The sequence below is a fragment of the Lactobacillus crispatus genome, from assembly GCF_018987235.1.
Classification (GTDB): Bacteria; Bacillota; Bacilli; order Lactobacillales; family Lactobacillaceae; genus Lactobacillus; species Lactobacillus crispatus.
In genome coordinates this window covers 1,995,514-2,012,730 of record NZ_CP072197.1, presented here as the reverse complement: position 1 = coordinate 2,012,730, position 17,217 = coordinate 1,995,514, and the positions used below count along the sequence as shown (strand labels likewise).

21 protein-coding genes and 1 other annotated feature are annotated in these 17,217 nt (G+C 37.3%); of the genes, 12 read left to right on the top strand and 9 right to left on the bottom strand.

Annotated features, from left to right (window positions below; genetic code table 11):
* Nucleotides 1-58: 58 nt before the first annotated feature.
* Nucleotides 59-1,573, top strand: coding sequence for an L-lactate permease (locus J6L97_RS09805; RefSeq protein WP_057726338.1), 1,515 nt, complete (start codon nucleotides 59-61; stop codon nucleotides 1,571-1,573).
* 85 nt (nucleotides 1,574-1,658) lie between these two features.
* Here the strand turns inward: J6L97_RS09805 and J6L97_RS09800 are convergent, their stop codons facing one another.
* Nucleotides 1,659-2,135, bottom strand: a complete 477-nt coding sequence (locus J6L97_RS09800; protein WP_054832733.1) for an S-ribosylhomocysteine lyase — start codon at nucleotides 2,133-2,135, stop codon at nucleotides 1,659-1,661.
* 58 nt (nucleotides 2,136-2,193) lie between these two features.
* The gene (locus tag J6L97_RS09795; protein ID WP_057726340.1) at nucleotides 2,194-3,312 is read right to left on the bottom strand and encodes a 5-methyltetrahydropteroyltriglutamate--homocysteine S-methyltransferase; all 1,119 of its coding nucleotides are present in this window, start codon (nucleotides 3,310-3,312) and stop codon (nucleotides 2,194-2,196) included.
* 216 nt (nucleotides 3,313-3,528) lie between these two features.
* Nucleotides 3,529-3,777, bottom strand: a binding site (T-box leader).
* A 196-nt stretch (nucleotides 3,778-3,973) separates the two neighbouring features.
* Between J6L97_RS09795 and J6L97_RS09790 the strand changes: the two genes are divergently transcribed.
* The 4 genes from J6L97_RS09790 (at nucleotide 3,974) to J6L97_RS09775 (ending at nucleotide 5,810) form a co-directional block, all read left to right on the top strand.
* The gene (locus J6L97_RS09790; RefSeq protein ID WP_013086920.1) at nucleotides 3,974-4,453 is read left to right on the top strand and encodes a hypothetical protein; all 480 of its coding nucleotides are present in this window, start codon (nucleotides 3,974-3,976) and stop codon (nucleotides 4,451-4,453) included.
* A complete protein-coding gene (locus J6L97_RS09785; protein WP_013086919.1) occupies nucleotides 4,450-4,647 on the top strand; it encodes a helix-turn-helix transcriptional regulator in 198 nt (65 codons plus the stop codon). Before J6L97_RS09790 ends, J6L97_RS09785 begins: the two co-directional genes overlap by 4 nt.
* Nucleotides 4,648-4,662: 15 nt before the next feature.
* Nucleotides 4,663-5,460, top strand: a complete 798-nt coding sequence (locus J6L97_RS09780) for a CPBP family intramembrane glutamic endopeptidase (RefSeq protein ID WP_223876341.1) — start codon at nucleotides 4,663-4,665, stop codon at nucleotides 5,458-5,460.
* Between the two features lie 77 nt (nucleotides 5,461-5,537).
* On the top strand, nucleotides 5,538-5,810 hold the full coding sequence (locus tag J6L97_RS09775; RefSeq protein WP_013086917.1) for a bacteriocin immunity protein: 273 nt from the start codon (nucleotides 5,538-5,540) through the stop codon (nucleotides 5,808-5,810).
* A 63-nt stretch (nucleotides 5,811-5,873) separates the two neighbouring features.
* Here J6L97_RS09775 and J6L97_RS09770 read toward each other — a convergent pair whose 3' ends face one another.
* The 3 genes from J6L97_RS09770 to pepF all read right to left on the bottom strand — a co-directional run bounded on the left by J6L97_RS09770 (nucleotide 5,874) and on the right by pepF (nucleotide 8,700).
* The gene (locus J6L97_RS09770) at nucleotides 5,874-6,284 is read right to left on the bottom strand and encodes a type II toxin-antitoxin system death-on-curing family toxin (RefSeq protein WP_057726342.1); all 411 of its coding nucleotides are present in this window, start codon (nucleotides 6,282-6,284) and stop codon (nucleotides 5,874-5,876) included.
* A gap of 3 nt (nucleotides 6,285-6,287) precedes the next feature.
* Nucleotides 6,288-6,503: an AbrB/MazE/SpoVT family DNA-binding domain-containing protein gene (locus J6L97_RS09765; protein ID WP_005723825.1), complete on the bottom strand. Its 216-nt coding sequence runs from the start codon at nucleotides 6,501-6,503 to the stop codon at nucleotides 6,288-6,290.
* A 400-nt stretch (nucleotides 6,504-6,903) separates the two neighbouring features.
* Nucleotides 6,904-8,700 (bottom strand): oligoendopeptidase F, encoded by a 1,797-nt coding sequence (pepF, locus tag J6L97_RS09760; RefSeq protein ID WP_057726344.1) that lies wholly within the window; start codon nucleotides 8,698-8,700, stop codon nucleotides 6,904-6,906.
* Nucleotides 8,701-8,865: 165 nt separating this feature from the next.
* On the opposite strand from pepF, the gene J6L97_RS09755 reads away from it, so the two are divergent.
* Together J6L97_RS09755 and J6L97_RS09750 are read left to right on the top strand one after the other, a co-directional pair.
* Entirely contained in the window at nucleotides 8,866-10,101 is a 1,236-nt protein-coding gene (locus J6L97_RS09755) for an LCP family protein (protein WP_057726346.1), read from the top strand.
* A gap of 66 nt (nucleotides 10,102-10,167) precedes the next feature.
* Nucleotides 10,168-10,857 (top strand): DUF554 domain-containing protein, encoded by a 690-nt coding sequence (locus tag J6L97_RS09750; protein WP_057726348.1) that lies wholly within the window; start codon nucleotides 10,168-10,170, stop codon nucleotides 10,855-10,857.
* On the opposite strand, the gene J6L97_RS09745 is transcribed toward J6L97_RS09750, so the two are convergent.
* The 3 genes from J6L97_RS09745 to J6L97_RS09735 all read right to left on the bottom strand — a co-directional run bounded on the left by J6L97_RS09745 (nucleotide 10,854) and on the right by J6L97_RS09735 (nucleotide 12,277).
* Entirely contained in the window at nucleotides 10,854-11,426 is a 573-nt protein-coding gene (locus J6L97_RS09745; RefSeq protein WP_225907786.1) for a PBECR4 domain-containing protein, read from the bottom strand. The genes J6L97_RS09750 and J6L97_RS09745 overlap by 4 nt on opposite strands.
* Nucleotides 11,427-11,465: 39 nt before the next feature.
* Entirely contained in the window at nucleotides 11,466-11,612 is a 147-nt protein-coding gene (locus tag J6L97_RS09740) for a hypothetical protein (RefSeq protein ID WP_005718178.1), read from the bottom strand.
* Nucleotides 11,613-11,725: 113 nt separating this feature from the next.
* Nucleotides 11,726-12,277, bottom strand: a complete 552-nt coding sequence (locus tag J6L97_RS09735; RefSeq protein WP_005722451.1) for a GNAT family N-acetyltransferase — start codon at nucleotides 12,275-12,277, stop codon at nucleotides 11,726-11,728.
* 144 nt (nucleotides 12,278-12,421) lie between these two features.
* Between J6L97_RS09735 and J6L97_RS09730 the strand changes: the two genes are divergently transcribed.
* Genes J6L97_RS09730 through J6L97_RS09715 form a run of 4 tightly spaced genes read left to right on the top strand, consistent with a single transcriptional unit; the run spans nucleotide 12,422 to nucleotide 15,627 of the window.
* Nucleotides 12,422-12,799: a hypothetical protein gene (locus J6L97_RS09730; RefSeq protein WP_054832736.1), complete on the top strand. Its 378-nt coding sequence runs from the start codon at nucleotides 12,422-12,424 to the stop codon at nucleotides 12,797-12,799.
* 17 nt (nucleotides 12,800-12,816) lie between these two features.
* A complete protein-coding gene (locus J6L97_RS09725; RefSeq protein WP_057726350.1) occupies nucleotides 12,817-14,358 on the top strand; it encodes an ABC-F family ATP-binding cassette domain-containing protein in 1,542 nt (513 codons plus the stop codon).
* A 10-nt stretch (nucleotides 14,359-14,368) separates the two neighbouring features.
* On the top strand, nucleotides 14,369-15,139 hold the full coding sequence (locus J6L97_RS09720) for a threonine/serine exporter family protein (protein WP_057726352.1): 771 nt from the start codon (nucleotides 14,369-14,371) through the stop codon (nucleotides 15,137-15,139).
* Nucleotides 15,140-15,141: 2 nt separating this feature from the next.
* A complete protein-coding gene (locus J6L97_RS09715) occupies nucleotides 15,142-15,627 on the top strand; it encodes a threonine/serine exporter family protein (RefSeq protein ID WP_061205119.1) in 486 nt (161 codons plus the stop codon).
* 196 nt (nucleotides 15,628-15,823) lie between these two features.
* Here the strand turns inward: J6L97_RS09715 and J6L97_RS09710 are convergent, their stop codons facing one another.
* Complete coding sequence (locus tag J6L97_RS09710; RefSeq protein WP_013086905.1) at nucleotides 15,824-16,537, bottom strand: C39 family peptidase; 714 nt, start codon at nucleotides 16,535-16,537, stop codon at nucleotides 15,824-15,826.
* A gap of 116 nt (nucleotides 16,538-16,653) precedes the next feature.
* Here J6L97_RS09710 and J6L97_RS09705 point away from each other — a divergent pair, with 116 nt between their 5' ends.
* Nucleotides 16,654-17,184 (top strand): hypothetical protein, encoded by a 531-nt coding sequence (locus tag J6L97_RS09705; RefSeq protein ID WP_057726354.1) that lies wholly within the window; start codon nucleotides 16,654-16,656, stop codon nucleotides 17,182-17,184.
* Nucleotides 17,185-17,217 lie beyond the last annotated feature (33 nt).

Below are 17,217 nucleotides of genomic sequence, written 5' to 3'. Positions count from 1 at the left end.
TTTACCCAAATCATGATTAAATAATATAGTACAACACTTTTGATGATGGAGGATTTTGATGTGGATTAGATTTGCGATCGCATTGTTGCCGATCGTTTGGTTGATTATTTCGCTGGGAGTTATGCGAATGCCAGCTGCACGCGCTTGTGTCATTGGCTTAATTTTGACGATGGTGTTAGCAGTCTTTAGTTTTAAATTATCGGTGCTAGATACGGCAAGTGGGGCGCTAGAAGGCATTATCATGGGCATTTGGCCGATTATGTTTGTTATTGTCATGGCTTTATTTGCATATAACGTTACTACAGAATCTGGCGGTATGGAAACTATTCAAAATATGCTGGCGACGATTTCAACCGATAAGCGGATTATTGTTTTGATTATTGCTTGGGGATTTGGTGGCTTTTTAGAATCAATCGCTGGCTTTGGGACTGCGGTAGCAATTGCGGCAGGAATATTGATTGCCTTTGGCTTGGATCCGATTCGCGCGTCAGTCATTAGTTTGATTGCTAATACAACTGCGACGGCTTTTGGTGCAATTGGATTACCAGTTTTAACTTTAGCTGAAGTGACGGGTCTACATCAAGAAAAACTATCCTTCATCGTGACATTGCAATTATCTATTTTGGTAATACTGGTACCATTTATTTTAGTTATCTTGACTGAAGGCAGCATTAAGGCAATTAAAGGTGTAGGCTTTATTACATTGATGTCAGGACTGGGAATGGCTATTCCCCAGGTAATAGCTGCAAAATTTGTAGGGGCAGAATTGCCTGCAATTGTTGGCTCATTGTGTTCAATTGCGATTACAGTCTTATTAACTAGATGGCATGATGATGAAGAAGAGCCAGATGTTTTACGCCCAAATGCTAAGGAAATGCTCAAGGCGTGTTCACCATTTATTTTGGTCTTTATCTTCGTGATCTTTGCTTCTTCATTAGTTCCAACTGTCAATGATGTACTTAATAAAGTAACCACTAATCTTGTTGTTTATACAGGAAAGAACCCAAATACATTGTCAATTAGTTGGTTATCTTCTCCTGGAACATTAATTTTTGTAGCTACATTAATTGGTGGGGCGATTCAGGGTGTCAGCTTGAAAAAAATGATGCAAATATTAGGACAATCGATAAAAAGCGTATGGAAAACTACAATTACAGTTTGTGCGATTGTAGGCTTGGCTAAGGTAATGGTTTATGCTGGTATGACGAATGCATTAGCAGTGGCCTTGGTTGGCCTTTTAGGACCAGTTTATCCATTGTTTGCGCCGTTAATTGGTGCACTAGGAACATTTTTAACAGGATCTGCTACATCAGCTAATGTTTTATTTGGTAATTTGCAGTATACTGCAGCAACGGACTTAGGCGTAAGTAAGTACTGGGTTGTAGCCTCGAACATGACAGGGGCCACGGCGGGGATGCTTTCACCGCAGAATATTGCAGTAGCGACCGGCTCAATTAATCGTGAGGGAGACGAAGGCGAGATCCTAAAAGAAACGGTCAAGTGGGGCGGTTTGTATTTGGTAGTCTGCTGTGTCTTCTTGTATATAGTTGGCTTAGTTGCCGGGATGATATAAGTGAAAAAATAAGAGCTAGTAGTTCACTAAAATGAATTGCTAGCTTTTTTAATTATTTACTATTTTTCAGTTAAACCTTTAAATTTTATTCAACCACATGTCTTTCAAATTGGTCATCAGAAATGCCTTCAGCCAAAATATCTCTTGACCATTGCTTAGCTGAGAATAATGAGTGGTCGCGATAATTACCACAAGATTCAATTGTCGTTCCTGGTACGTCTTCCCATTTAATGTTGTCACGGATTTCTTCTAATGACTCCTTAAGTGCCTTGGCAACTTCAGTAGTTGATGGGGTGCCCCAAACTAAAAGATGGAAGCCAGTCCGACAGCCAAACGGTGAACAGTCAATGTAGCCGTTGATGCGGTCACGTAAAAGACCGGCTAAAAGGTGTTCAATCGTGTGCAAGCCGCCAGTAGGAATGGCGTTCTTATTAGGTTGAACTAAACGCAAATCGAAGTTGCTAATCTGGTCACCTTTTTGGCCTTTTTCAACAGTGATTAAACGAACGTAAGGTGCCTTAACTTTAGTATGATCTAATTCAAAACTTTCAACTTTTCCCATAATTTTTTTCTCCTTTGTCTAAATCTATTTATCTTTATTTTAACTAGTTAATTGCCATTTAGCTCCAAACTTGCTTGGCAGTGTCGACAACCAACTTGATCTTTTGCCACTGGTCATCTTCAGTTAAGGTGTTGCCTTCTTCAGTAGAAGCGAATCCACACTGTGTGCTTAAGGCTAGATTATTTAATGGGTGGAATTCAGCTGCTTCTTTAATTCTAGCGATTAATTTTTGTGGATCTTCTAATTCTGCTTTTTTACTAGTTACTACACCTAAGACAACAAGTTTGTCGTTAGGAATTTGTGCAATTGGATCAAAACTGCCAGATCTATCATTGTCAAATTCAAGATAAAAGGCGTCGACATTTTCTTTAGCAAAAACATAGTCCGCTACTGGACCATAACCTCCTTGGGCTGCCCAAGTTGAGTGATAGTTACCGCGACAAATATGAGTTGATATTCGCAAATCTGTTGTCAAATCTTTGATTGCATCATTGTTAAGCTTCAAGTATTTTCTTTTAAGGTCGTCTAATGAAAAGTCATCTTGTAAATGACTTTTCCAATAGCGCTTATCTACAATCATACCCCAAGTACAGTCATCGAGTTTAATGTCGCGACATCCTGCATCGTATAAGGCTAAAATTAAGTCTCGGTATGCTTTAGAAATATCGGTGAGTAAATCTTCTTCTGAACTATAAATCTTTTTAAGTGCGGCAATATTTTCTTCTCCACGAACAAGTTCTGCGTAAAATTGTGCGGGAGCTGGAATACTTTGCCGTGGGATTACGTTAGCGCCAGTTTCATCGACAACCTTTTTTAAGTATTCAAATGATGAAAGATCTGGATGTTTACCAGTAAATTTAATTTTCCCCTCAACTTGGGCAGAGTCGTTACGAGTTTCTTCATCGTGGAAGAAATAGCCGTGGGCTTGCTTAGTATGTTTGATACCCCCAAAGCCCCAGAAAGTATCGAGGTGCCAGTAACTTCTTCTAAATTCACCATCAGTTACGATTTTAAGACCATGATCAATTTCTTCTTGAACTAATTCTCTGATCTCTGTATTTTCAACATGAGTTAATTCTTCTTGCTTAATTTTTCCTTCTTCAAATTCTGCGCGAGCCTTTTTTAATTCTGCAGGTCTTAAAAAGCTACCAACGATATCGTAATGTAATTCTGTCATAATTTTTCTCCTTAGTTTTGCTTCAATGTTTTATTTAACGATGAAAAGTCCGATGATGATCAAGATCAACCAGACAATAGTGCACATTCGGTTGAATGCCTTTTTACTGATGATGATTCGTGAACTTGTAGTTTTGATAGGTTTATCCATTGTCTGGCTCCTTTCTGAAAAATTAAATAAGCAAAATAAAAAGCGCCCTTAGCATAGAACTTCTATGCTAGGGACGCCTAAGCGTGTTACCACCCAAATTCAAGCTAGCTTCACAGCTAACTCCTTACTAAGTACTCCCAGGATTGGGAAGACTCGGACGGGGTAACGATCGTCACTCGTAAATTGCTTACTTAATAGCTTGCTCTTTAAAATAGCTCCAAGACCATATTCGTTACTCTCGACTACATCGGCTTGCACCAACTCCGACTCTCTGCAGAAGTCTTAAGTAATTACTCATCTCTTCTAAGCTTTTATTAATTTAATTGTCATTATAATACGACGATGAAAAGAAGAAGTCAAGGAAATTTAAAAAATTATTTTTTAGACTTGGAAGATAAGTTGCAAAATAGGTTATGTAAAAAGCAAGTTTATTAGAAACAATGTAAAGTAAACTTGACATTATAGAAAGTGAGCTTTAATATTGGACTATCGAAAGAAAGGGATGTTTAAAATGAATGATTTAAAATTTTTTGCAATCGGTATTTTTATTGGAGTAATTATATTTATCTTAGTGGTTACTTTCGGTAGTCAAAAAAAGTATGAGCATAAATATGATGAAAGACAGAAACTTGTACGTGGGCAAGGTGCTAAATGGGGGTTCATTGTTTTAGTTTTTAGTGAGATTATCGTTACGTTTTTTATGAAAAATCCTTTTTTCATGAGATATGGAATTACTATTAATTTCTCAATTATTATGTTGTCATTAGCAGTGATGTCAGTTTATGATATTCTGCACGGCGCTTATTTTGCAATTAATGAAAAGAATATAAAATCAAACAGTTGGTTAGATATTGTTATGGGTATTTGTTTTATTCTGGGATATGTTAATGACTTTAATAGTGCAATGACCATTATGGGGATCTATTGGTTGATTATTGGTGCGGTAAGTCTCTTTCAACTCCATCGTGATAAGGAAAGTGATAAAGAGTGAAAAATTTAAAAATGAAAGCTGCACGTGTTGGCAAAGACATGACGCAGGAAGATTTGGCGCAGCAGGTTGATGTTTCAAGACAGACAATTTCAGCGATTGAGAAGGGAAATTATAATCCGTCAGTTAACTTGTGTATTAAGATTTGTCAGGTGTTAGATAAGACATTGGATGACCTTTTTTGGCCGGAGGAGTAGGTAGAAAATACAACTATGAATAACAAATATTACTTGGCATTAGCCGACGAAGTAGAATTTAGTAATAAAGCTGAAGTCAATAAAACAATCAGAAATCTATTTATACTTGCAATCATTCTTTTAATAGGTTCATTTGTGTTGCCACATTTAATTGTAGGCAACATGATAACCAAGTGGTTGATTGTAATCATCTTTATAGTCGCTTTTGCATATGTAGCCGAACATTTTATTTTAACAACTAAGACTTTTAATCAAAGGTTAAAATTGCAAGGAATGTCAAAAGTAATGATGATCATCTACTGTGTCTTTTTGGCCTTAATGGTTTTTGGAGCATTAAAAGATAAAATATTATTATTTAAGTTGCCTCTGTATCAAATAATGGTAGCGGCTTTAGCTGCGATATTGCCCGCAATCTGTGAGGAATTTTTATTTAGAGGGATTTTATTTAATACTTTCTTGCTAGTTTTTCGTAAAGAAAAATATGATATCTTATGGACATCTATTGTATGTTCAATTCTGTTCGGCTTATATCATTTAAATAATTTAACTAGTCAATCATTAATTTCAACTGTTGGTCAAGTGATTATTACATTGGGTATGGGGTTATTCCTTAGTTATCTAAGAGTGTGGTCCAATGGATTAATTTGGTGTATGGTAGTACACTTTTTACAGGACTTTTCACCTAAGATATTGAGCACAGATTATGGTACTTCTAAAATTAAATTGACGGTATTGGTGGCAACACTGATTGTAATTTTAATGTTAATTTGTATTTATACAATTAATCGTAGATTTTTGGAATTAAGTAATTAAAATCGATAAAAATAATCGGTATCAAATATGCTAAAATGATACCGATTATTTTTATATGAGCGTGATAGGAGAACGATATGGAAAACGCAAAAGAGTTGAAATCACTTCTAGTCGGTGTAAAACAAAAGGTTGTCGAAGATAGCGCAGCAGTAGAGCTAATCAATCACGCTTTAAGTAATTTGGAGCAGGGAGTTAATATTGAAAAAGTAGTCTTTGACTTGAAACGTGATCTGAATAATTATTCATTGTCGCATAATTTCAAGTTGTCTCAGCCATTAACTGAATTACAGCTAAAGTTAGACGAAAATCCCAATAAATGGCGAGATGCAGGGCTAACAGGATCAATTTAAAGAATAAAAATCAATCTTAAAACAAATAATCGGTATCAAATCTCACGAAATGATACCGATTTTTTAATTTTCATGAATTACTTGGTTAATCCATTGGTAAATTTCTTGGTAATTTAGTTCATTGTCATCTATTTGGGCAATTTTTAAGATTTGATTTGCTAGATCTTGCCAATCACAGGTTAATTCATAAGAGTTTCGTCTTAAAAATAGTAAGAATGCAATTGCTGTAGTTCGTTTATTTGCATCTTCAAAAACATGCTTTTTAACTAATTTAATTAATAAAATCCCAGCTTTTTCAGCAAAAGACGGATATAATTCTTGTCCAAAACTAGTTTGCTTAGGTTGAGCAATTAAAAAATGAAGGGCTTCTGCATCCCTAACGTGAGGTGGTTTTTGTCCCGTTGCACCTTCTCTTTGAATAACCCTTGCATTGATTACTAAAATATCCTTTTCTGTTAGATAATTGATCTTCATTGACTACTTATCCTTTAAGTACTCTAACATATCCCAGTAATCAGAGATTAAGCCATCTATTTCTTTTAAATTTTCAGAATTAGGACGGTCTGATTTTTTGATTTTTACTTCAACAATATCGCCTACTTTGAGATTTTGCTCTTTTACTTCCTTAGCTGGGATATTGATAGCTAAGGAAGAACCATTTTTAACGACCTTTTTATATAAAGTTTCAGCCATATTTTTCACCTTTTCTCGCACTATAATACTTATATACGTATTATACATATTGAGCGATAAATATGCCAAGCGATAAATCAAGATCATCAACAAAAAATCGATATCAAATCTCACGAAATGATATCGATTATTTTTATATGAGCGCGATTATTGATGATTTTCGTCAAAATCTTTTTGAGCCTGATAATTTTATTCAAAGATTTCATAGCGCTTTTGTTCTTCGGTTAACTTTTACTTTGCATACTGGGTAAGACTTGTTATATCTTGGTCAGCCTCATAAGTAATGTATTGAGCTTTATTGTCTTTTTCAATGATCAAGAATGGCATTTGAATGGTAAGCAAAGCGGACTAATACATCGTCAATGTATTTTTGTGAGTAATGAAGCATATTTATTTCTTCTTACTTCTCAATCAAATTCTCAAATTCATTCAACCGCTTTTCAAAAGTCTTGAATGCATCCTCCAAGTAGTCTGGCTTGGTCATGTCCACGCCAGCACGCTTCATGATCTCAGTTGGGTAATCACTTGAACCAGCTTTAAGGAAGCCAAGGTAGGCATCCCTCTCAGCAGGCGTTCCATGAACCACCTTGTTGGCTAATGCCGTTGCAGCCGCAAAGCCAGTCGCATATTGGTACACATAGAAATTGTAGTAGAAGTGTGGAATTCGTGACCATTCAAGGGCAATATCGCCGCCTGGTTCAACGCTATCGCCGTAATAATGCTGATTAATTTGACCATAAACATCGTCTAAAGTGTCAGCAGTCAGTGGTTCTCCCTTAGCATCGGCTTCGTGCAAGAATTGTTCAAACACGGCAAATTGAGTTTGACGGAATAAAGTGCCTTTAAATGAATCAAGGTAGTAATTTAAGATAAAGGCCCGCGTCTTAGAATCGGTAATGTGGTCTAAGAAATATTCGGTCAAAATATTTTCATTAGTAGTTGAAGCAATTTCAGCCACAAAGATTGGATAGTCGCCGTAAACGTAAGGTTGAGTATTGCGAGTGTACCAGGAGTGAACGGAGTGACCAGTTTCGTGGACTAAAGTATAAAGTGAATCGATGTTATCTTCCCAGTTGAGCAACTCATAAGGATCGGTATCATAAGCACCACCAGAGTAGGCACCAGTTACTTTATTTTTAGATTCTATTGGGTCGATGACACGATTATTAAAAATATAGTCAACATGCTTCAAGTAGTCTTCACCAAGTGGAGCCAAAGCCTTTTTTGCTGTCTCTTTTGCTTCTTCGAAATTGTATGAAAGAGAAGGTCTTCCAGTTAGTGGCACATACATGTCCCACATTTGCAGATCCTTCATGCCTAAGATCTTTTTACGTAGCGCAACATAACGGTGAAGTAAGTCTAGGTGTGAATCAACTTCCTGGATTAAAGTGTCATAAACTGCTACGTGTACGCCATTATCGGCTAAAGCAGCTTCACGAGCTGAATTATACTTGTGCACACGTGCGTTATAGTTGTGCTTTTTTACAACGCCAGACAAAGTTGAAGCCAAGGAATTTTGGAACTGTCCATAAGTGGCATAAAGTGTATCAAAAGCACCTTTTCTGACATCACGATTTTGGGATTGGATCAGCAAAGAATAAAGGCCATCTGATAATTGTTCCATATTGCCGTCATCGTCTTGAACGTAACCGTATTCCATGTCGGAGTTGGTCAAGACGTTAAAGGTATTTTCAGAAACACTTAAAGCATCCCCAGCATCGGCGATCAATTTTTCTTGCTCAGCAGGTAATGTATGAGGACGCTTGTTAGTAATTGTTTCAAGATAGTGTGCGTAATCCTTTAATCTAGGTTCAGCTTGCTTAAATTGCTCAAGCTTATCACTAGGGATACTCAAGATTTCAGGATTAATAAAACTTGTTGCAGCCTCAAACTGGTTAGCCAAACTTTGTACCCGGCTGACATAGCCGAGATAGTGCGAATTAGAAGTATCAACATCGCTGGACATGGTAGCGTAAACGTAGATATTTTCCACATCACGTTTAACAGCTAAGATTTTGGTTAAGCTCTCGTACAGGTTCTTGCCTGATTTAGCTAGTGTACCTTTTAATTCAGCAAGTTTAGCCACTTTTTCTTGTGCAGCTGCATAAGCTTGCTCCCATTCATCGTCATTTTTAAAAATACGGGTTAAGTCCCATTTAAGCTCTTCAGGGACTTCGTTTCTAGTTGGAATTGCCATTTTTACCTCCATAATATTTCATTTTCTATACATCTTAGCTTGTTGCGTTATATTTCGCAAAAAAATAAGTTATTATTAATTATTAGCATTTTTATTTTATCGATAGATTAAAAGTGATACAAATAAACTAACTTGTATTAAATTCGAAGGGAAACGATCAAAAGAATGGACCAAAATCCAAAACGAAGAGAAGATTATCGCGCTCATCGTTCATCGCTTAATCTTCATCGGAATCGTGCTTTAGCCGCAGATGCATCAGCGCTCAAATCAGGTAACTTTTTTGCCCGCTTGATTGGTGTGGCAGTATTATTAACTGCTTGTTTTGGCATGGCATGGGCTGCTCACATGTATTTTACCGTCCATAGTGTGATTGATGGTAAAAACGGCGGCAACACTGCTACTTCAGCTAAAATTGCCAATAGACAGCCAATTTCTATCCTAGTTCTAGGGGTTGACCAGGGGATTGAAGGTCGCCATGATCGTGGTAATTCCGATACTATGATTTTAGCAACAGCTAATCCACAAAAGAATTCTGCGACAATGACTTCAATTCCACGTGATACTTTGGCAGATATTAAGGGCGATCCAGGAAATAAATACTTCATGTTTCGGGTAAATTCTGCTTATGAAATCGGTGGACATGAATCAAGTATGAAGACTGTGTCATCAATGTTAAATGTGCCAATTGATTATTATCTAGAAGTTAATATGAAGGCGCTAAAGAGCCTGGTTAACGCAGTTGGTGGTGTCGATGTCCAAGTTCCATTTGACTTCTCGTATGACTGGTGTGATTTCCACAAAGGTAAGCAGCATTTAAATGGACGGCACGCGGTGGCTTATGTTCGAATGAGAAAAGAAGACCCACGTGGTGACTATGGTCGTCAGATGCGGCAACGTCAGGTGATTGAAGCAATTGCGCATAAGGCAATGTCGGTTAATACGCTTGGCAATTACCGCAAGCTGGTAGATATTTTCAATAAATATGTGAAAACTAATCTGACATTCAATGATATGCTTAGTTTGGCGCTCAATTATCGTGGCTGCATGAATAGCTTAAAGAGTGGCTACATTCAAGGGCATGATGCTTGGATTGATGGTTCTTCAATTCAGGTGGCGTCTACTAAGGAATTACAAAAGACGTCAGATAAAATTCGTAAGAACCTGAATTTGCAAACACAAACTTTGAACAATGAAGAAACGCGGCAAAATGAATTGAATGATCAGAACAATCACATCAAGTGGGATGATCCCAATGCTTTCACCAATTATCGGATTTATGATCAAAATCAAGATAAGCCGGCAGGTGGTTCGAATTCTGGTTATGGTTCAGGTACGGGTGAAAGCACATCTTCATCTAGTTCTTCAGCGTCATCGAGTAGTAGTTGGCATTTTAAATGGTAAATATGAAAAAGTATCCGAGATGGATACTTTTTTTCTGCGGTAAAATAAAACTAAGAGGTGAGAAAAATGATCGGAACAATTGTAAATACTTGCGCTTTGCTGGTTGGTACTACAGTTGGCTGCTTGGTAAAGAAAGGATTGAATAAGCGTTATGAAGACGTTTTGTTCATCGCAATGGGACTGGCAGCGTTAGGCATCGGTTGGGAGAATGTTACTAATAATATGCCCAAGAGTCACTATCCTGTTTTATTTATTGTTAGCTTAGCACTTGGTGGTTTGTGCGGCACGGCTGGGGATATCTCTGGCCATTTTGATCGCTTAGTAGAAAAAACAGGTAAATCAAACTTAGGTAAAGGGCTGGCCACTGAAATTTTGCTTTGTTGTATTGGAGCACTATCAATTGTGGGGCCAGTAATTGCGGCAGTTAAAGGCGACTATACGATGCTGTTTACTAATGCTACGTTGGATTTTGTGACCTCGATGGTTTTTGGCGCTAGTTTCGGTTGGGGGATGCTCGTTGTTGCTCCGGTGCTATTTTGCTGGCAGGGTAGTATTTACCTGGTAGCTAAATTTTTGTCAGCTAGCTTTTTTACGGGACCATTGGTAACTGAGATTTCCATTGTTGGTGGCTTTTTAATTGCCTGCTCTGGCTTAGCTTTATTGAAGATTCGTGATGTTAAAACGCTAAATTTTTTACCATCATTGTTAGTTCCAATTATCTTTTTCATTATTAAAGATCTGACTGGTTGGTTTTAGTTGAGAATAGTAATTTTACCAGTTTTTAGATCTCGAGATTCTATTTTTATTATTTTTTCTCCATTTGGAAAAGGATGAATAAATTTTAGATTTAATAAAGAGATAGGTATCATGTAGTTTTGATTATTTAATAGTGCAAGAGCTAGTATGCTTTTGTTGGTACGTATAGAGTGATCAAATTTTAAATATGTAAAATTACTGCGTCCTGTTAATCTTAAATGTGGTCCAAGCATTTCTTGAAATTGATTCATAATTTGTAATTTTTGAAAGGTAGACCCATCTTTTTTTATAAGTATTTTTTTGATTTGTATTTTTTGATCTAATGCATCATTAAAAAATTTTCTTGGACCGTCGATATACGTTACTCCACACAAATGCATAAAATTATCTCTTCTAGCAGTAAGTTCGATTTTTTTATTCTTAGTAGTGTAGATAATGGTTTTGTTTACAAAGTGTTTGCTGTAAAAGTCAGCATTATCATAAATAATCGACATATAACGACGTAATTGTCCGATTTCTTTTAAATTTGCGTTTTTAAATAAGTTGCGATTCATCTCTTTTTTCTCCAATAAAAAAGAGTTCACAAACTCGTGAACTCTTAAGTCGGTTTAATTTTGGTGTCTGCCACCAGCTAAGCCCTTATGTCTTAGATATATAATATCAGGTTTATTTTGGTCCCTGCGACCCGTCAGGCCCTTATGTCCTGCATTAGAATCAGATTGACCATGAGCCGACCACTCATTGATGCTAAGCATCGTATAACATAATTATATTTGAGTTTGTTTTGGTAGTAAAGTATTAAGATTCCAAACACTTGTTTTATTAGTTTACCTAATATTTAACGCAATGACAAGCGAACAAAGTAGTTTTAACGTCGAATTAATCTAAAAATTTGGCCGTCATAGCCATTAATTAATTTTGGCTCAATCCCCATTAATTTAAAACCGCAACGCTTTGCGACATTGCTGCTCTTGTCATTGCCAACGGCAACGAGCAGATCAATGTATTGCAAGTTCAATTCACTAAAGGCATATTGGCATAACGCCGTTACACTCTTAGTAACAATGCCGCGGCCTTGATACTTGCTAGCAAGCCAATAGCCAATCTCGGCTTTTTTATTTGGCACTAGCTTATGCAAGTCGATCATGCCGCTAGGTTCGCCATTGACTAAAATAGTGAGCACAAGCATCGTCTGCTGGGACATTTTGGTTTGAATTTGCTTAATAAATTTTGCTTCATCGTTAGCTGAGTGCATTTGATCAGCCCAGGCTAGCCATTGACCTAATTGCTTTCGATCGCGGACAACAGCTTGATAAAGTGCCTCAGCTTGCGTAATTTGAGGCAAAACTAGTTCAATCTTTAAGTCCTGTTGTTGAAAACGAAGTGGGAAAAAATAGTATTTTTGCTTTTCTTGGCTCATTTTTCTTCTTTCTTCGTGCAATTTCATTTTTGCTAAGTATACTTAACTTATGTAAAAAATAATGAAAACGTCGTATCTTGCAAACTTTAACAATTTTTGCTAAGTTCGTAAAGTTACTAAGTCTCAATTAGGGAGGAAAAGATTATGCAAAAGGAAGAAAAAGAATCAATATTTCCAGTTATTTACGGTGTACTCTCAGCTGTGATTTCTTTTATTGCCGTGATTTTTATTTGTCTACACAGCTTCAGGATGAATTTGCAATTAGCAATCATCACAGCAAGTGTTTTTGCTATCTTTTTCTTCGGCCTATCCTATTTTAGAGGACATGCATCAGTCGAAATTAAGCGTATTGTTTATAAATATAAGCTGACAGATCAGGAGCTAGCTAAGATTACGGGGCTAAAAGCAAGTGATTTTCCTATTTATCATGATCGTTTGCAACTGATCTTACCTAAGCGCTATTGGCCTCGTGTTCTTGATGCACTCCAAAATTATGAAAAAGAACATGAATCAGCTGAATAATAATTAAGGGATGAAAAATGAGTTTATTAACTGTTAAAGATTTAAGTCAGAGTTTTATTGATAAAACTTTATATGAAGATGCCAACTTTGTGCTTAACAAAGAAGACCATATGGGGGTTACTGGTCAAAATGGTGTTGGTAAGTCAACCTTGATTAAAATTTTAACCGGTGAAATCTTGCCCGATGATGGTCAAGTAACTTGGCAAAATAAAATTGATGTTGGTTATTTGGACCAGTATGCTAAATTGGCACCTGGTGTGACTATCCGTGTTTTTTTGCGGACGGCGTTTGATCATTTATTTCAAGAAGAAAAAGAGTTGAATGATCTGTATGCCAAATATGCCGAAAACGGGGACGAAGCCCTGTTAGAAAAAGCCGGCAAGGTACAGACTTATTTAGAAGAAAATAATTTTTATGATATTGATACTGAAATTGAACAGGTTGCGTCAGGGTTGGGCTTAGCCGATCTGGGCTATGACCATGATGTTTCAAAGTTATCTGGTGGTCAGCGCTCAAAAATTATTTTGGCTAAATTACTTTTGCAAAGTCCAGATGTCTTGGTACTAGATGAACCGACTAACTATCTGGATGTCTCTCACATTGATTGGTTAGTTGATTATTTGAATAATTTTGATGGTGCGTTTATCGTGGTCAGCCATGACTATGACTTTTTAGGCCGAATCACTAACTGCATTATCGATATCGATTTTGGCACAATTACCCGTTATACAGGAACGTTGAAGCAAGCCTTGCGGCAAAAAGCAGCCAACCGTGAGACCTACTTGAAGGCTTATGCTAACCAGCAACGCAAGATTGCTAAGACTGAGGCCTATATTCGCAAGAACAAGGCGGGTACACGTGCTAAGAGTGCTAAGTCACGGGAAAAGCAGCTGGCGCGGATGGATGTTTTGACACCGCCAAAAAACAACCGCAAGGCACGCTTTGAATTTCCATATGTTGCGACTGCTTCTAATTTGTTGCTACAGACGCAAGATTTGGTCATCGGTTACGACCATGCTTTGGTCAAGTCAGCCTTCAATTTCTCTGTTGGTGGGGATGAAAAAGTGGCGATTACTGGTTTTAACGGAATTGGTAAGACTACCTTGCTTAAGACATTGTTAGGGCAATTAAAGCCAATTTATGGTTCATATGAGTTATCTGTTACTGCAAAGTTGGCTTACTTCAAGCAAGATCTAACCTGGCCTAATAGCAACATGACTCCACTCCAATATTTACAAGAAGAATTTGAACGCAAAAAGCCAAAGGAATTGCGACAAGCGCTGGCACGCATGGGCTTAACTGCACAACAAGCAATGAGTCCGCTAAAGGAACTTTCTGGTGGGGAACAGGAAAAAGTAAAATTAGCTAAGATGCAGTTTGAACCAGCTAATTTGCTTTTCCTTGATGAACCTACTAATCACTTGGATAACGATACCAAGGATGCTTTGAGAAAAGCGATTGTTAACTTCCCAGGCGGAGTCATTATTGTTAGTCACGAACGTGACTTTTTCCGCGGTGATTGGGTCGACAAGACCATCGATATTGAAACTATGAACTGAGGCTAAAACTATGTCTGAGAAGCGGGATGTCCAATTTTATCAAGAAGTAATGGATATTTGTTTAACTGCGGGCCGACTAATGATCGAAGGCGGGAGCGAAATGTATCGGGTAGAAGATACAATGCTCAGAATTGCTCGCAATGCCGGAATTGATGATCCGCGTGTTTTTGCGACGCCAACCTGTGTTTTCATGAGCTTAGATGGTGGCAAGCTAAGTCAGATGAAACAAATTCGTGATCGCAACATCAATTTGGAATTAGTAGACCGGGTTAATGACTTGTCGCGCCAATTTGCAGTTGAAAAAATCACTCTTTCTAAATTAAAAGAAAAGATTGCTTTAGTATCACAAGCACCTACTTTCCCAATGTGGCTCCAGGTATTGGGAGCTGCTGTATTGTCTGCTACCTTGATGGTTTTGTTTATGGATAATTACGACTGGGTTGATTTCCCAGGTGCTGCCTTAGTAGGGGCTGTTGGTTTTTGGTCGTATTATGAGTTTAAAAAATATACTAAGATTCGTTTTTTATCAGAGCTAATTGCAGCAATGGTCATGGGGATCTTGGCAGTATTACTCAATCATTTTAATCCACAAATGATTACTGATAATATTTTGATCGGCGCTCTGATGACTTTAGTCCCAGGCTTGGCAATTACTAATGCTTTGCGAGATCTATTCATGGGAGATTTATTATCAGGGATTATGCGAATGTGCGAGGCTGTGTTAACCGCTTTAGCTTTAGGCGGTGGAGTTGCACTTGTACTTAAATTCATAGGAGTATAAAAATGCCACTTTGGTTAGAAATTATTATTAATGTCATTTTTTCTTATGTAGCTTCGGTGGGTTTTGCATTAACTATTAATATACCTCATCGCGATCTTCACCTGTCAGGAGTCAGTGGCACAGTGGGCTGGATGGCATATTGGACTTGCTTTAATTTGGGATTTGGGCGAATGATTTCAAATTTAATTGGCGCCTTTTTGATAGGTATTTTGGGCTTGTGTTTTGCACGCATTAAAAAAAGTCCAGTGACGGTCTTTAATATTCCTGCCTTAGTACCGTTAGTCCCGGGCGTGCCTGCTTATCAAGCAGTACGTGCTTTAGTTGTGGGGGATTATAGTCAAGGAGAGAATTTGCTTCTACGAGTAGCAATTGTTACTGGTGCTATTGCTTTAGGTTTCATGTTATCGACTATGTGTACTGAAGTTTTTTATAAATTTAAATATCGTCATTTTAAAAGTGCTAGACTGTACATCAAACATAAAAAATAGTACAATTACTGACTGACGAGTCGATTAATGAACGCGAGATGCGTATATTTATGAGATAGAGGACATCCGCCTTAAGTGGCAAGCACGGGAAGTGCTGATGTTGGACGCACTGATGTGAACAGTTTAAACGTCCACATATGCTTTGAGCATGTGCCTTGAGTTAAAAGGACAAGCCTTCGTGGCTTGCCCTTTTTTGTTATTTGATGTAAAGTGCCTGTCGTCCTTGCTGGTCATAACTCAATTCTAAGTTATGCCAATTAACCGGTTGGTTTTTAATACCGTAAGGATTATTAACATAGACGAGCTTCTTTTGCTTGTTGTATCCCGTGATCACGCAGGCATGTGATGACGGTGTAACGTTGACTTTACCAGTATTGGTTTCCCATGTTTGCATATTGTTAACATGATTAAAAGTGGTTGTGGTAATGATCAGCACGGGATGCCCATCGGAGATTAACTTGAGAATCGCTAAAAAATTGCTGCCAGAGGCATCTTCTATGTGGTTGGTATATTTACGTGCAACATCAAATAAAGGCCCGTGATAAACGCACCAGCCAGCATTAGCGACAGACATATGGCCGACAAAGCCCTGATTGGGGTTGCCGCGATATTTACCGTTGTCGGTGAAAGAATCAACATGAGCAATATTATCGGCGAGATCATATTTGTTAACCTTAATGTCATAATAATTCAGTAACATTGATAGGCTAGTAACCTCGCAGCCGTTGGGTAGATCGGGCAGTTGATTTTCTAGCGGGACATTGAGCCGCTGTTCTTCCTTCATTGTCATCCAATTAATTTCATTATAGATTTTATTTTTGTTAAAAAGGTAAATCAATCCTATAATGAGAATTAACGTAATGGGAATGAGTAAAAATAAATACTTAAGATCAAATTTTTGCTTTTTCATAGTGTCATTTTAACAAATAAAAAGCTAAAAATGCTGAATTGAATCCTTAAAAAGGATGACAAAAAATTTTTTTGTAGTATTTTGTAATTATAACCAATGAAAAAGGAAAGTTTATTTTGGAAATTAATTTAAAAGATCTCAACGAAAAAATTGAAAATCAAGATTATATTCAAGATCTTGAAACAGTTAAATATGCCGACATTAGCAAGTCGAAGAGCAAAATCAAGCCGTATGCTGAAAAGATGGTCAAGGAAGTTATCGCTGCTTTTAAGCATAATTCATTGATCCAAACGCAACTAGCAGTGACGGGTCAGCGGCCGGCTACTTTTGCCTTGGAGACAAATATTATCAATTTGCCTTATAGCAATTACAAACGAGTTGCTAACTTCTTTGAAGAGGGTAAGGAATATCCTTTAAATGTTTACTTTGAAACGCGCTCTGAATACGTTAATGTTTCAGGCTTTAGAATTGATCAATTAGCCAGTGAAGCAGAGATCGAACAAGATCCAGCGAAGATTGTTGATCAACTGGTGGAGGCAATTATTGAAAAGCTAACCACAATACGTGAATATAAGAAGCCTGAAAAAAAGGAAGCAGAAAAGAAAACCGCTACTAAAAAGGCAACCAAGAAAACTACTAAGAAGTAAAAAAAGACGCAACCGAATTTTCGATTGCGTCTT